This is a genomic window from Bradyrhizobium sp. AZCC 2230 (assembly GCF_036924495.1).
GTDB classification, from domain to species: domain Bacteria; phylum Pseudomonadota; class Alphaproteobacteria; order Rhizobiales; family Xanthobacteraceae; genus Bradyrhizobium; species Bradyrhizobium rifense.
The window spans coordinates 6,064,735-6,078,219 of record NZ_JAZHRS010000001.1 but is presented as its reverse complement, the minus strand read 5'-3'; the positions used below and the strand labels follow the sequence as shown (position 1 = coordinate 6,078,219).

14 protein-coding genes are annotated in these 13,485 nt (G+C 65.2%); 4 read left to right on the top strand and 10 right to left on the bottom strand.

Going from position 1 to position 13,485, the window contains the following annotated elements:
* The first annotated feature begins 104 nt into the window (after positions 1-104).
* Positions 105-1,766: an adenylate/guanylate cyclase domain-containing protein gene (locus V1280_RS29105; RefSeq protein WP_334532314.1), complete on the top strand. Its 1,662-nt coding sequence runs from the start codon at positions 105-107 to the stop codon at positions 1,764-1,766.
* 115 nt (positions 1,767-1,881) lie between these two features.
* On the opposite strand, the gene V1280_RS29100 is transcribed toward V1280_RS29105, so the two are convergent.
* From V1280_RS29100 to V1280_RS29060, 9 genes are all read right to left on the bottom strand, one after another.
* Complete coding sequence (locus V1280_RS29100; protein WP_334532311.1) at positions 1,882-2,382, bottom strand: RNA pyrophosphohydrolase; 501 nt, start codon at positions 2,380-2,382, stop codon at positions 1,882-1,884.
* A 63-nt stretch (positions 2,383-2,445) separates the two neighbouring features.
* Positions 2,446-2,952 carry an RNA pyrophosphohydrolase gene (locus V1280_RS29095; RefSeq protein WP_334538448.1) on the bottom strand — a complete coding sequence of 169 codons (507 nt, stop codon included), beginning with the start codon at positions 2,950-2,952 and terminating at the stop codon, positions 2,446-2,448.
* Between the two features lie 64 nt (positions 2,953-3,016).
* The gene (locus V1280_RS29090) at positions 3,017-4,240 is read right to left on the bottom strand and encodes a divergent polysaccharide deacetylase family protein (RefSeq protein WP_334532308.1); all 1,224 of its coding nucleotides are present in this window, start codon (positions 4,238-4,240) and stop codon (positions 3,017-3,019) included.
* A gap of 142 nt (positions 4,241-4,382) precedes the next feature.
* Positions 4,383-5,741 (bottom strand): S41 family peptidase, encoded by a 1,359-nt coding sequence (locus tag V1280_RS29085; RefSeq protein WP_148778436.1) that lies wholly within the window; start codon positions 5,739-5,741, stop codon positions 4,383-4,385.
* Positions 5,738-7,105, bottom strand: a complete 1,368-nt coding sequence (locus V1280_RS29080) for a murein hydrolase activator EnvC family protein (protein ID WP_334532303.1) — start codon at positions 7,103-7,105, stop codon at positions 5,738-5,740. The genes V1280_RS29085 and V1280_RS29080 overlap by 4 nt, the downstream gene beginning before the upstream one ends.
* 44 nt (positions 7,106-7,149) lie before the next feature.
* Positions 7,150-7,632: a 23S rRNA (pseudouridine(1915)-N(3))-methyltransferase RlmH gene (gene rlmH, locus V1280_RS29075; RefSeq protein WP_254191324.1), complete on the bottom strand. Its 483-nt coding sequence runs from the start codon at positions 7,630-7,632 to the stop codon at positions 7,150-7,152.
* A 105-nt stretch (positions 7,633-7,737) separates the two neighbouring features.
* Entirely contained in the window at positions 7,738-8,094 is a 357-nt protein-coding gene (rsfS, locus tag V1280_RS29070; RefSeq protein ID WP_148778433.1) for a ribosome silencing factor, read from the bottom strand.
* 213 nt (positions 8,095-8,307) lie between these two features.
* Positions 8,308-8,952 (bottom strand): nicotinate-nucleotide adenylyltransferase, encoded by a 645-nt coding sequence (locus V1280_RS29065; RefSeq protein WP_334532294.1) that lies wholly within the window; start codon positions 8,950-8,952, stop codon positions 8,308-8,310.
* A 23-nt stretch (positions 8,953-8,975) separates the two neighbouring features.
* On the bottom strand, positions 8,976-10,271 hold the full coding sequence (locus V1280_RS29060; protein WP_334532291.1) for a glutamate-5-semialdehyde dehydrogenase: 1,296 nt from the start codon (positions 10,269-10,271) through the stop codon (positions 8,976-8,978).
* A 194-nt stretch (positions 10,272-10,465) separates the two neighbouring features.
* On the opposite strand from V1280_RS29060, the gene V1280_RS29055 reads away from it, so the two are divergent.
* Together V1280_RS29055 and V1280_RS29050 are read left to right on the top strand one after the other, a co-directional pair.
* Positions 10,466-10,744, top strand: a complete 279-nt coding sequence (locus V1280_RS29055) for a type II toxin-antitoxin system ParD family antitoxin (RefSeq protein WP_334532288.1) — start codon at positions 10,466-10,468, stop codon at positions 10,742-10,744.
* Positions 10,734-11,030, top strand: a complete 297-nt coding sequence (locus V1280_RS29050; protein ID WP_334532285.1) for a type II toxin-antitoxin system RelE/ParE family toxin — start codon at positions 10,734-10,736, stop codon at positions 11,028-11,030. Before V1280_RS29055 ends, V1280_RS29050 begins: the two co-directional genes overlap by 11 nt.
* A gap of 19 nt (positions 11,031-11,049) precedes the next feature.
* Here the strand turns inward: V1280_RS29050 and proB are convergent, their stop codons facing one another.
* On the bottom strand, positions 11,050-12,171 hold the full coding sequence (proB, locus tag V1280_RS29045; RefSeq protein ID WP_334532282.1) for a glutamate 5-kinase: 1,122 nt from the start codon (positions 12,169-12,171) through the stop codon (positions 11,050-11,052).
* A 198-nt stretch (positions 12,172-12,369) separates the two neighbouring features.
* Here proB and V1280_RS29040 point away from each other — a divergent pair, with 198 nt between their 5' ends.
* Complete coding sequence (locus tag V1280_RS29040) at positions 12,370-13,335, top strand: Bug family tripartite tricarboxylate transporter substrate binding protein (protein WP_334532279.1); 966 nt, start codon at positions 12,370-12,372, stop codon at positions 13,333-13,335.
* Positions 13,336-13,485: the final 150 nt, after the last annotated feature.

The window sequence follows — 13,485 nt, the reverse complement described above, 5'->3', positions numbered from 1 at the left end:
AAATCAGCGCTCGTCACGGAAGTGGCGGGCGCTGAAACTTTGTTGCACCGCGCCGCCGATAGCGGCATTCTGCGGCCGCGAAAGAGGTTCCAGGGCTGGTACAGATGAAGCGCAAGATCGCGGCGATTTTCGCGGCCGATATCGCCGGCTATTCGAGGCTTGTTGCGGAAGACGAGGAAGAGACGCTGCGGCGTCTGGCGTCCTATCGCGAAGTCATTGACGATTTCATCGCCAAGGCGAACGGCCGCATCTTCAATACCGCAGGCGATGCCGTGCTCGCGGAATTCCCGAGCGCGGTCGACGCGGTACGCTGCGCCATCGACATTCAGGAGTCCTTGCGAACCCGCAACATGGCCTATCCGCCGAGCCGGCAGATGTCGTTCCGCATCGGCATCACCATCGGCGACGTGGTCGAGCGCGACGGCGATCTTCTCGGTGACGGCGTCAACATCGCAGCCCGGCTCGAAGGGCTGGCCGAGGTCGGCGGCATCTGCGTCTCGCGTGCCGTGCATGAGCAGGTTGCCAACAAGCTGTCGGTGCAGTTTGCCGATATCGGCGCGCAGGAAGTGAAGAACATCCCGACGCCGGTGCACGCCTATATGGTGGCGATGCGGCGCGAGGACGGGACCTATTCCACGCCGCAGGTGAAGAAGGTCGCAAAGGCGCAGCCCGCACCGAACTGGATGTGGCCGCTGGTGGTCGGCGTGGTCTCCGTCGTCGCCATCGGCGTCGGCGGCTTCCTCTATTTCACCAAGCTCGAGACCACCCAGCTGTCATCGACTGCGGCCGCGCCCGCGCCGAGTCCCGTTGCTGCTTCGGCGCCCAACCCAACGCCCACGATGGCCGCGAAGGCGCCGATGCCCTCGCCCATGCCGACGTCGACACCGACACAAACGGCAGCCGTGACGCCGATGCCAATGCCGTCGCCCCCGGCCGCCTCAGGCGGCAATTTCCCCGCGGATATGGTGCCCTTCATCAGCGAGCGCCTGCGCACCTATCTCAGCAACGAATATGCCGCTGCCGGCGATTACAAGGCCTTCGCCCTCAACATCGCCGGCTTCACCGGTTCCGCACTCAATCAGCAGAATGAGGAAGCCGCGCGCAATGCCGCGCTCGATCAGTGCCAGAAGCGCGCCGACGCCGCGCAATCGCCGCGGCGCTGCGAGCTCTATGCGGTCGGCAACAATGTTGTCTACACGCACGGCAAGCCGCCGATGCCGCCACAGCCCTGGGTTCGGCACGACACCGTGACCGAGCGCGCGTTCGCGTCGAAGGACTTTCCGATGCTGCGCGACCAGGCCAAAGTCCGTCTCGAGAACTTGTTCGTGCCGGCCGCGAAGTCCCGGTCGGTCGCGCTCGGTCCGGGCGGTCAGTATTTCACGGTTTTGGGCGCATCAACCGTGGACGAGTCGGCGCGGCGTTCGCTGGAATCCTGCGGCGCGTTCGCCGGCGTGGCCTGCATGATCGTCGCGGTCGACGACGTCTTCGTCGTGCCGATCCCGACCCTGCTCAGGATCACCGGCTTCTTCCACGCCGCGACCAATTCCTCGATCGTGGCCGATGCGCGTGACGAGGTGATGCGCAAGCTCGGCGACGGCATGGGTTGGAACGCAGTCGCCGTCGGCACCGCGGGGCGCCCCGGCCTCGGCCTGAAGGCCGCGGACGAACAAACCGCCGTCAACGGCGCGCTCGCCGACTGCGTCAAGCACGACAGCGACTGCCACGTGATCGCGATCGGCCCGTTTACGGTCGGGCCGACGAACTAGCGCGGACGCTGCGCGCTTTCGCTGATTTGGCCTGACGTATCAGTTGCTTCGTCGAGACCACCGTGGATCGCGCCGAAAACGGCCGGCTACTGTGCATGGGGTTGTTTTCGCGGTTTCAGTTGGCGAAGGGCGCAAACTGCTTCGCGACGGCGCGATAGACCTCGCGGCGGAACGGCACCACGATGTCGGCGACGCGGTCGAGCCGCTCCCAGCGCCACGCATCGAACTCCGCCGGCTGGCCGTTGCGCGGCGTCAGCGGATCGATCTCGTCGTCCTTGCCGGTGAAACGCAGCGCGAACCATTTCTGGCGCTGGCCGCGGAATTTTGCCAGCCGGTGCGTCTGCGGTCCGTCATAGGGCGGGAATTCGTAAGTGAGCCAGTCGGTCTCGCCGAGATAGTCGGCGCTGACGACGCTGGTCTCCTCCCAGAGCTCGCGCATGGCGGCATCGCGCAAGACCTCACCCTCGTCGACGCCGCCCTGCGGCATCTGCCAGTCGAGCCCCGGCAAGATGATCTCGGGGCCGTCGCCCTTGAAGCGGTGGCCGATCAGCACACGGCCGTCGGCATTGAACAGCGCGATGCCGACATTGGGACGGTAGGGTTTTTCGTTCGTCACGCGCGGCTCTCTCGTTGTCAGCCCAGCCGTGCCTTAGCATCAAAGCCGGGATGACAATTTGATTTAGTCATCGGCCAGCGCGGAAAATTCCTTCACCACGCGCTCGTAGACCGGGCGCTTGAACGGGATGATCAGCTCGGTCAGGTTCTTCATCGGTTCCCAGCGCCAGCTGACGAATTCGGCCTTGTGGCCGCCGCCGCCGGGATTGGCGACGTTGATCTCGCTGTCCTTGCCGGTGAAGCGGACCGCGAACCATTTTTGGCGCTGGCCGCGGTAGCGGCCCTTCCAGGCGCGGCCGGCGACTGTGCGCGGGATGTCGTAGATCAGCCAGTCCGGAACCTCGCCGAGCCGCTCGATCGAGCGCACGCTGGTCTCTTCATAGAGCTCGCGTTTCGCGGCGTCCCAATTGTCCTCGCCGGGATCGACGCCGCCCTGCGGCATCTGCCAGACATGGCTGTCGTCGACATGCTCGATACCGCCGGCACGCCGACCGATGAACACCAGGCCCTTCGCATTGATTAGCATCACCCCGACGCAGGTTCGGTAGGGCAGATCCTCATAACGCGCCATTCCGCCAAACCCCTCGCGTACGGCCGGCTGGGCTGTCGGGCCCATGCCGTACCAATTCTTTGATTTAGCTGGATTTTGATTTCAGCATCGCGGTTGTCAATGGCACCAAAAGGATACCCCGGTCGCTCAATGTCTTGATCCAGGCGCCGACCCGCTCGATCGAGACGGGCAGGGCCGAGGCGGTGCCGACGGCAACGCCGCGTTCCCTCGCCACCGATTCCAGCTTGTTCAGGGCGCGGTCGATCTCGGTCGGGGTCGGCACCGCGTCGAGCGCGATGTCGCCCTTGCCGAACGGCACGGCGAAGCTTCCCGCCGCCTGCGGCGCGATGCTGCGGGGCGAGGAACCGTCGTCGAAGAAGCCGAGCCCGCGCCTGGAGGCCTCGCGGATGATCGGCTGCATCGCCGGCTCGGTCGCCACGAAGCGTGCACCCATGAAATTGGTGATACCGGCATAGCCCTGCATCCGGCTGAGGTGCCAGTACAGGCGGTCGGTGTTCTGGTCGGCGGTCAGCGAGGTCAAGAGTGTCTGCGGCCCCGGATCGTTGTCCGGGAAGTCGTAGGGCTCCATCGGGATCTGGAGGAAGATCTCGTGGCGCTGGGCACGGGCGCGCTCGGCGAGCTTGCCGGGGTCGGCGCCATAGGGCGTGAAGGCCAGCGTCACCGCGCCCGGCAGCTTCATGATCGCATCGGTGGTCTTGGCGGCGCCGACACCGAGGCCGCCGATCACGATCGCGACGACCGGCATTTTCGCCGCCTTGGCGCGGTCGGCCTCGGCCGCGTAGACGTTGAACGGCTTGAGATCGCCTGAGACCGTGGGGATCATGCCGTAGCGGGATTTCTCCAGCAGCTTTGGATCGATCCCGGCCATGACGGCCGGAGCAGCGGACGCCGCCTCGCTTTTGCCGGCGTCGTCGCCTGCGCCGATCACCACGTCGTGGCGCGCGCCGGTCGAGCCGTCGATCATGGTGACGGTCTTCTGCTCGCCGGAGGTAGCCTCTTTCGGCGCCTCCTTGGTTGCTTGCTTGGTCTCCTGACCATGGCTGGCCGGAGCCGCCTCGGCCGCGGGCTTCTCGTCAGTGCCCTTCGAATCGCGGATCGCCATCCGCGTCATCGGCTCGCCGCCGAGCGGGTCCTTGTTGAAGATGGCGAAGCCGGCAAAGGCGACCAGGAACAGGCCGAGCATCACGGCCAGCGCCTGCATGGCGGTAAACGGCAGCCGCAGCCGCCGTTTCCGGCGCGGCTTGTCCTGTCCGAGCGGGGCGCTCAGATCATCGGCCGTTTCAGTCATGCCAGATCCCGAATCACTCCACCGAAGATACCACGCCGAGGTCAAGCGGCGGCAGGCCGGGATAGGCCGGGGATGTCAGGAGCTCCAAGCAAAAAGGGCGGCTCCCGGAGCCGCCCTTTTCAATAGATTGCCGAGGCTGCGCTTAGTTGGCGGCCTTGGGCTTATCGGCTGCCGCCTTGTCGGTGGTGCCTGGCGTCGGCGCCGCGTTGGCGCTGTTCTTGATGCCGTGGAGCAGATCGTCGGCGAGCTTGAGCGCCTTGTCGTCCTTGGCATCCGGCGGAACGTAGGACTGCGAGCCGGTCTTCTCGTCGCCGTCGTTCTTGAGATGGCCGCGGAGCGAAGCTTCGCCCTTGGTGTCGGTGCGCGACTTCAGCTCGTCCGGCACGTCCTGCAGCACTTCGATGTCGGGCACGATGCCCTTGGCCTGGATCGACTTGCCCGACGGCGTGTAGTAGCGCGCCGTGGTGAGGCGCAGCGCGCCGTTGCCCGAGCCGAGCGGGATGATGGTCTGCACCGAGCCCTTGCCGAACGAGCGCGTGCCGACGATGGTCGCGCGCTTGTGGTCCTGCAGCGCGCCGGCGACGATTTCCGACGCCGAAGCCGAACCGCCGTTGACCAGCACGATGACCGGCTTGCCCTTGGTGAGGTCGCCCGCGTGCGCTGTGCGGCGCTGGGTCTCCTCGGCGTTGCGGCCGCGGGTCGACACGATCTCGCCCTTCTCCAGGAACGAGTCGGAGACGGTGACGGCCTCCTCGAGCAGGCCGCCCGGATTGTTGCGGAGGTCGATGACGTAGCCCTTGAGCTTGTCGCCGATCTGCGTCGAGAGGTTGGCGACCTCCTTCTTCAGGCCTTCGGTGGTCTGCTCGTTGAAGGTGGTGATGCGGATATAGGCGATGTCGTCGGCCTCGACGCGCGCGCGCACCGAACGGACGCGGATGTTGTCGCGCACCAGCGTGACGTCGATCGGGTTGTCCTGGCCCTTGCGGATGATCTTCAGCTTGATCTTGGTGTTGACGGGGCCGCGCATTTTCTCGACCGCCTGGTTCAGGGTCAGGCCCTGCACCGCTTCATCGTCGAGATTGGTGATGATGTCGTTGGCCATGACGCCGGCGCGCGAGGCGGGCGTATCGTCGATCGGCGAGACCACCTTGATCAGGCCGTCTTCCATCGTGACCTCGATGCCGAGCCCGCCGAACTCGCCGCGGGTCTGCACCTGCATGTCGCGGAAGCTCTTGGCGTCCATGTAGCTCGAATGCGGATCGAGACCGGTGAGCATGCCGCTGATGGCGGATTCGATCAGCTTAGTGTCGTCGGGCTTCTCGACATAGTCGGAGCGCACGCGCTCGAACACGTCGCCGAACAGATTGAGCTGGCGATAGGTGTCAGCGGTCGCGGCTCGCGCGCTGGAGCCCATGAAGACCGCACGCGGCTGGGTCACGAACAGCGTCAGCGCCGCACCGGTCGCAGCGCTGAGGAGGATAACTGAAGTCTTGCGCATCATCCGCGAACCTTCTCGCCTTCATTTGCGGCCCACCATGGGCCTGGATCGATTGGAGTGCCGTCTTTGCGGAACTCGACATACAGCACAGGTTGACTCGCGTTGGTGGCGAGAATGGAGGCGACTTGAGAAGTCGATCCCATGGTCGCGACCGGTTCCCCCGTGAGCACAAACTGTCCGATGTTTACCGAAATGCGCTCCATCCCGGCGATCAGGACATGATACCCGCCCCCGGCATTGAGGATCAAGAGTTGTCCATAGCTGCGGAACGGGCCGGCATAGACCACCCAGCCGTCGCACGGCGTTGTGACCTGCGAACCGGGCTTGGTTGCCAGCGAAATGCCCTTCTGGACCCCGCCGACCCCGTCGGAACCGCCAAAGTCCCTGATCTTGTTACCGTTAACCGGCAACGGCAGGAGCCCCTTGGCCGAAGCGAACAGGATGGCCGGGCTGGTCCGGGAACGGTCCTTGAACACGGCCGGGCCGGGTTTGGCGTTTGCGGCCGCGTTTGCCGCTGCTGCCTTGGCCTCCTTGGCCTCGGCCTGCTTTGCGGCCTCGGCCGCCTTCTCAGCGGCCTTGGCCGCGCTTTGCAGGTCCTGCTCCATCTTGGCGATCAGCCCCTGGAGATCGCCGACCTGCTTTGACAGCGTGATGGCGCGCGAATTCTCGGCGTCGAGGTCCTTTTCGCGCGAGGACTGCTGGCGCTGCCGTTCGTCGACCAGGGCGGTGAGCCGGGTCTGGTCGCTGCGGACCCTGTCGCGGTCGGAGGCGAGCTGGTCGCGCTCGGCGGCGATGCTCTTGCGCAAGGTCACGAGTTCGCCGAGCTCGCCCGCGATCTTCTCGGCGCGGCCGCGCAATTCCGGCACGACGGCACCGAGCAGCATCGCCGTGCGCAGCGATTGCAGCGCATCTTCGGGCCGCACCAGCAGCGCCGGCGGTGTGCGCCGGCCGGCGCGCTGCAGCGCCGCCAACACCTCGACGATGTCGGCGCGGCGCGAATCGAGCGAGGCGCGCGCCTGCTGCTCGCGGCCGTTCAGCGTTTTCAGCCGCGCCTCGGCCTCGTCGATCTTGGTCTCGACGCTGCGGACATTGGCGGCGGTGTCGATCAATTGCTGATTGAGCTGGGTGCGGTCCTGGCCGAGCGAGGTGATCTCGGCCTTCAGCTTGGCCTGCGCCTCCTCCGCGCTCTTCTTGCTTGCGCGCGCGGCTTCCAGCTCCTGCTCGCGCTGCTTGATGGCGTCGGGCGAGATGGCCGCAGTCTGCGGCGCCGGTGCGGCTGTCTGAGCTTGCGCGAGGCTTTCTTCAGCGAAGAGGCTTGCGCCGGCGCAGCTCGCAATCAGCAACAATTTGAGGATTGGCGCTCGCATCTGTTGGGCAAGGTTCTTGGGCAAGGTGCTCGTTGTCGCGCGAATCACGCGCGGTGATAGGGGTGGCCGGCCAGAATGGTGGCGGCCCGATACAGCTGTTCCAGAAGCATGACGCGGACCATTTGATGCGGCCAGGTCGCAGAGCCGAACGCAATCGCGAGCTTGGCCTTACGGCGCAATTCGGGCGAAAGTCCGTCCGCCCCTCCGATCACGAAGATAGTATGACCGGCGCCCTCGTCGCGCCAGCGCCCGAGATTCCGTGCGAATACGGTGGAATCGAGGTTTTGTCCGCGCTCGTCCATCGCCACCAGAATCGATTTTTCGGGAATGTGCGCGGCGATTGCCGCGGCCTCCTCAGCCATTCGCGTCGCGGTGTCGCGCGCGCGGCTCTCGGGGATTTCGTGGATGGTGAGCTCGCGGAATCCGAGCTTGCGGCCGGCCTCGTCGAACCGCTCGAAATAGCGGTCGGCAAGCTCCCGTTCGGGGCCCTGCTTCAGCCGGCCCACCGCAATGACAGCAACACGCATGAGGTTTTAGGGTCGCGTTTCCAGACCGCGCGCAGTCCGCGCGCGCACGACGCTAGCATGCGCGTCAGCCGATTCGAAATCGGCCAGTCACCTCTAAGATCGCGCCTAGATCGCCTTCGCCGCCCCTGGGCCCTGCGTGTACAATCTCTCGAGATTGTAGAACTCACGGACCTCGGGTCTGAACACGTGCACGATCACATCGCCGGAATCGATCAGCACCCAGTCGCAGTTGGGCAAGCCCTCGACATGGATGTTCTTGATGCCGGTTTCCTTGAGGCTCTTTGCGACGTTCTCCGCGATCGCGCCAACGTGCCGGTTCACGCGGCCGGTGGTGACGATCATGTAGTCGGAGTATGCCGATTTGCCGCGAAGGTCGATGGTGACCGTCTCTTCCGCCTTCATGTCCTCGAGGCGGGAGAGGATCAGGCTCAGCGTCTTGTCGGCGTCGGGTTGCGCCTTCAAGGCCGCCGCTTTGGTCGATGTTTTACGCGCCGGTTTCGTAGCCTTGGGTAAAACAGACTTCGTCGAAGCTGACTTGGACAATACAGACGTGGCCAGGGACCATTCCTTTCACTGTATCGCGAGGGCCGAATCCGCCCCTCACGGGTTACACTACATCATGTGGGGTTAAGGGTTTCAATATGCCAGAGAGCCCGTAAATCCCCATACTCTGTCTCACTTCGTACCTTTCCAGCTCCCGTCCGGGTTCCGTAACCGGGTCGAGGAGAGGTTGAGCTTCAATCCGGTCAGAAAGACCCAGGCGGGCGCTGGCTGATCCGCAAGTAATGCTGCCTTATTCTCGGGGAGGCGATAGCGCGCAAGCGCCTGGGCAGCGGGTGAGGCAAGGGCACGAAAACTCTGCGGCGGGCGATCGATGACCGCCATCGGCACCTGGTCGGCGATGCGCCGCCAGTGCTGCCAACGATGGAATTGAGCGAGATTGTCGGCGCCCATAATCCAGACAAAGCGCAAGCCACTGAGACGGCGGCGCAACGTGTTGATCGTGTCGATAGTGTAGCGCGTACGAATGACGGATTCGAGACAGCTCACCTCGATCCTGGAATCGTTGGCGACGTCGCGCGCCGCCTGCATGCGCTCGCCGAGCTCATGCAGATTGCCGTTCTCTTTCAGCGGATTGCCCGGCGTCACCAGCCACCACACGCGATCGAGCTGAAGGCGCTTCAGCGCGAACTGGCTGATCGCGCGATGCGCCTGGTGCGGCGGATTGAACGAGCCGCCGAGCAGGCCGATGCGCATGCCTTCCGTGTAGGGCGGGATGGCCTGCGCGAAGAAACGTGGCGCGACGAAATTGTTACTCAATGCCCCACGCCTCGCGCCATGCCTTACGGCCGCGTCTGCCCTGTGCCGTGAACGCGATATTTGAAGCTCGTCAACTGCTCGGCACCAACCGGACCGCGGGCATGGAAGCGGCCGGTGGCGATGCCGATCTCGGCGCCGAAGCCGAATTCGCCGCCATCGGCGAACTGCGTCGAGGCGTTGTGCAACACGATTGCGGAATCGACCTCGCTGAGGAATTTCTTCGCAGCCAAATCATTCTCGCTCACGATCGCATCGGTGTGGTGCGAGCCGTGGTCCTGGATGTGCGCGATCGCGCCGTCGACGCCGTCAACCACCTTTGCTGCGATGATCGCGTCGAGATATTCGGTGTCCCAATCGTCTTCGCTGGCAGGCTTTACACGCGCGTCGGTCTTTTGCACGGCGTCGTCACCGCGCACCTCGCAGCCGGACTCGATCAGCATCTCGACCAGCGGCTTCAGGGTCTTCGCAGCCGCTGCGCGATCGACCAGCAGCGTTTCGGCCGCGCCGCAGACGCCGGTGCGGCGCATCTTGGCGTTGAGGACGATCGACTTGGCCATGGTGAGATCGGCGCTGCCATCGATGTAGACGTGATTGACGCCTTCGAGATGCGCGAACACCGGCACGCGCGCTTCCTGCTCGACACGCGCGACGAGGCTCTTGCCGCCGCGCGGCACGATCACGTCAACGGCGCCGTTCAATCCGGACAGCATCATGCCGACCGCCGCGCGGTCGCGCGTCGGTACCAGCGTGATCGCGGCTTCGGGCAGGCCGGCTTCGCGCAGGCCTTGCACCAGGCATTCATGGATGGCGCGGCAGGAGCGGAAACTGTCGGAGCCGCCGCGCAGGATCACGGCATTGCCGGACTTCAAACAGAGCACGCCGGCATCCGCCGCGACATTGGGCCGGCTCTCGAAGATCACGCCGACGACGCCGATCGGCACGCGCACGCGCTCGATGGTCATGCCGTTCGGCCGCTGCCAGCTCTCGGTGACGATGCCGACGGGATCGGCGATCCCGCGCACGATGGCGATGCCTTCGGCCATGCCTTCGACCCGCGCCGGCGTCAGCGTGAGACGGTCGATGAAGGAGGACGTGGCATTGCCGGACGCACGCGCCTCGGCGACGTCCTCGGCATTTGCGGCAAGGATCGCTGCAGCATTGCTGCGGATCGCCCGCTCCATGGCTTCCAGTGCCCGGTTCTTCTGCTCCGGCGGCGCCAGCGCCAGCACGCGCGCGGCGGCGCGCGCTTTGGCTGCGAGATCGGACATCAGCGCCTGAAGATCGGCATTGCCGTCAACGGCTTTGAGGGGGGCGGCCATAGGGAGTTCAACCTTCTGCTAAGGCAGTGTCCTAGCACGGAAATCCCGCGTCTGCGAAGGGCGGGGAGGGTATGGCAGGGGCTCAGCCGGCGCCGCCAGGTCGGCCAATGGCCGGGTCGTGCCGAAAATCGGACAAATCCTTGCGGGCGGCTCAAATATCAATGAGTATCACTATATGATAACGGAGCCTCCCCATGCCGAGCAGCTACAGCATTGGTAAGCACTTCGAGGACCTGATCGACGGCCTCGTCGAGACCGGTCGCTATGCCACCGCGAGCGAGGTGATGCGCGAAGGCCTTCGCCTGGTCGAAGAGCGCGAGGAGCGGCGCAAGGTCAAGCTGGAGGCGCTGCGGGAGGAAATCCAGAAGGGCTTTGACAGCGGACCAATGGAAGAGGTCGATGTCCAGGAATGGATGAACGACATCAAGGCGCGGGGACGGCAGCGACTGGCCGCGCGCAAACGTGACGAATAGATTCCGCAAAGCTCCGCAAGCCGACCGAGATCTCGATTCGATCTGGGATTTCATCGCGTCGGACAGCGTTCAGGCGGCAGACAAGCAGATTGCGCGCATCGGCGAGATTTTCGAAATGCTCGTGGAAAACCCTTTGGCTGGCCGCGAGCGGCGAGAATTGCGCGACAGCCTGCGCAGCTTCCCCGTCGGCAATTATGTGATCTTCTATGTCCCGTTGCCCGATGGAGTCGAGATCATCCGCGTGATGCACGGCCGTCAGGATGTCGGCTCTGACGACATGCAATAGTTGGCGGACTTGCTCGCGCTTACCCGCCGACCACCAGATCGTCGCGGTGGATCATCTCCGAGCGCCCGCTGATGCCGAGGATCGACATCACGTCCGGCGACGAGCGGCCCTTGATCCGCTCGGCGACCTCGGCGTCATAGGCGATCAGGCCGCGGCCGATCTCGCTGGTGTCGGGGCCGCGGACGATCACGGCATCGCCGCGGGCGAACTGGCCCTCGACCTTGATCACGCCGGCCGGCAGCAGGCTGGCGCCGGCACGCAGCGCCGTCACGGCGCCGGCGTCGATCGTCAGCGTGCCCTTCGGCTCCAGCGTGCCCGCGATCCACCGTTTTCGCGAGGTGATGGGATTGGCCGGCGTCAGGAACCAGGTGCAGCGGCCGCCATTGGCGATCGCCTGCAGCGGATGCTCGATCTTGCCGGACGCAATCAGCATATGCGTGCCGCCGGTGGTGGCGATCTTGGCCGCCTCGACCTTGGTGCGCATGCCGCCGCGCGACAATTCGGACTCGGCGTCTCCTGCCACCGCCTCGATCTCGGAGGAGATGCTGTCGACCACCGGGATCAGCTTGGCGTTCGGATTGTTCTTCGGCGGCGCGTCGTAAAGCCCGTCGATGTCCGAAAGCAGCACCAGCAGATCGGCGCTCGCCATGGTGGCGACGCGCGCGGCGAGGCGGTCATTGTCGCCGTAGCGGATCTCGTTGGTCGCGACCGTGTCGTTCTCGTTGATGACGGGGATCGCGCGCCACTCCAGCAGCTTGCCGATGGTGGAGCGGGCGTTGAGATAGCGGCGGCGCTCTTCGGTGTCCTGGAGCGTCACCAAAATCTGTCCGGCGCCGATGCCGTGTGCCCCGAGCACCTCCGACCAGATCCGGGCGAGTTCGATCTGGCCGACGGCGGCGGCGGCCTGGCTCTCCTCCAGCTTCAGCGGCCCGCGCGGCAGCTTGAGCCGGCTGCGGCCGAGCGCGATCGATCCCGAGGAGACCACGAGGACATCGCGCCCCTCGCGATGCAGCTTGGCCATGTCGTCGGCGAGCGCGGCCAGCCACGACGCCCGCACCTCGCCTTTGTCGGAATCGACCAGCAGCGCGGAGCCGACCTTGACGACGATGCGGCGGAATTGACTGAGTTCGGGGCTGGCCATGTGCGTACGGGTTGGCGCGTGTGACGAATTGCTCTGGAAACGGCGGAGCGGAGAGCTGTGCCGTTGAGGCCTGCTTTTGCAGCAGGACGATGGCCAGCGCAAGGCGGCAGGCCCGGTAAACGGCGAAGGTCGGTCTTGTCTTGCCGGCCGGCCCGGTTCTAATGCCGACAACCAATCACGGGCTGGATGGGGAAACGAATGGATCGCCGCAAATTCATGGCCGGATGTCTCGGTTTGCCGCTGCTGGCGCAGGTCGGTGAGGCCCCAGCGCAGGCCGGACTCAGCAAGGTCATCTTCCCATTCGCGGCGGGGGCGGGCGGCGACACGCTGTGTCGGCTGATCGCGCAGGAGATCGCACCGGTGCTGCAACGGACCATCGTGGTCGAGAATCGCACCGGCGGTGACGGTCTGATCGGCATCAAGGCGGTGAAAGGTGCAAGCCCCGACGGCAGCATGGTGCTGGTGACGACGGGGCCGACCATGTATCTGCTGCCGATGGTGGAGACGATTCCGAGCTTCGACACGGCCAAGGATTTCATGCCGGTGTCGCTGCTGGCGCGGTTCGAGTTTGCCGTCGTGATCGGTCCGGAAATCGATGCCGCCGACTTCAAGGGCTTCGTCGCATGGCTGAAGGCGCATCCCGACAAGACGTCGTTCGGCGTTCCCAGCAACGGCACCATTCCGCACTTCATGGGCTCCAAGCTCGAGAAGGATCTCGGCATTCCCTTGACGCGCGTGCCTTATCGCGGCAGTGCCCCGATCCTCAACGACATCATCGGCGGCCACATTTCTTTCGGGATCACCACGCTGGCGGATGCGCTGCCGCAGCATCGCGCCAAGGGCGTGAAGATCATTGCGGTGTCGAGCGCGGAACGTTCGCCGTTCGCGCCCGACGTCCCGACACTGAAGGAGAGCGGCATCGATCTCGTCGCCGATGCCTGGTACGGCATGTGGCTTCCCGCCGGCAGCCCGCCGGAATTCGCCAGCAAGCTCGGCGTGGCCGCAAGTGCTGCGCTCGCCAAGCCAGAGGTGAAGGAGAAGCTGACGGCGATCGGGCTAATTCCGGTCGGCAGCAGCGCGGATGGATTGACCAAGGAACTCGCCGCAAATACGACGTTCTGGCGGCCGATCGTGAACGCGACGGGGTACAAGATCGAGAATTGAGGTCTTCTCCCTCTCCCCGTTCTTACGGGGAGAGGGTTGGGGTGAGGGGCTGCTTCCGCAAAGGCGGCTGGAGTTGAACTCGCGGAGAGTCCCCCTCACCCGCCGCGCTGTGCGCGTCGGCCTCTCCCCGCAAGCGGGGCGAGGCGAGGC

Bases quoted from the DNA above. Each gene is read 5' to 3' on its own strand.
- V1280_RS29105 (WP_334532314.1), top strand. From the start codon at position 105: ATGAAGCGCAAGATCGCGGCGATTTTCGCGGCCGATATCGCCGGCTAT.
- V1280_RS29095 (WP_334538448.1), bottom strand. From the start codon at position 2,952: ATGGCGCGTTATGAGGATCTGCCCTACCGAACCTGCGTCGGGGTGATG.
- V1280_RS29090 (WP_334532308.1), bottom strand. From the start codon at position 4,240: ATGACTGAAACGGCCGATGATCTGAGCGCCCCGCTCGGACAGGACAAG.
- V1280_RS29085 (WP_148778436.1), bottom strand. From the start codon at position 5,741: ATGATGCGCAAGACTTCAGTTATCCTCCTCAGCGCTGCGACCGGTGCG.
- V1280_RS29080 (WP_334532303.1), bottom strand. From the start codon at position 7,105: ATGCGAGCGCCAATCCTCAAATTGTTGCTGATTGCGAGCTGCGCCGGC.
- rlmH (WP_254191324.1), bottom strand. From the start codon at position 7,632: ATGCGTGTTGCTGTCATTGCGGTGGGCCGGCTGAAGCAGGGCCCCGAA.
- V1280_RS29060 (WP_334532291.1), bottom strand. From the start codon at position 10,271: ATGGCCGCCCCCCTCAAAGCCGTTGACGGCAATGCCGATCTTCAGGCG.
- V1280_RS29055 (WP_334532288.1), top strand. From the start codon at position 10,466: ATGCCGAGCAGCTACAGCATTGGTAAGCACTTCGAGGACCTGATCGAC.
- proB (WP_334532282.1), bottom strand. From the start codon at position 12,171: ATGGCCAGCCCCGAACTCAGTCAATTCCGCCGCATCGTCGTCAAGGTC.
- V1280_RS29040 (WP_334532279.1), top strand. From the start codon at position 12,370: ATGGATCGCCGCAAATTCATGGCCGGATGTCTCGGTTTGCCGCTGCTG.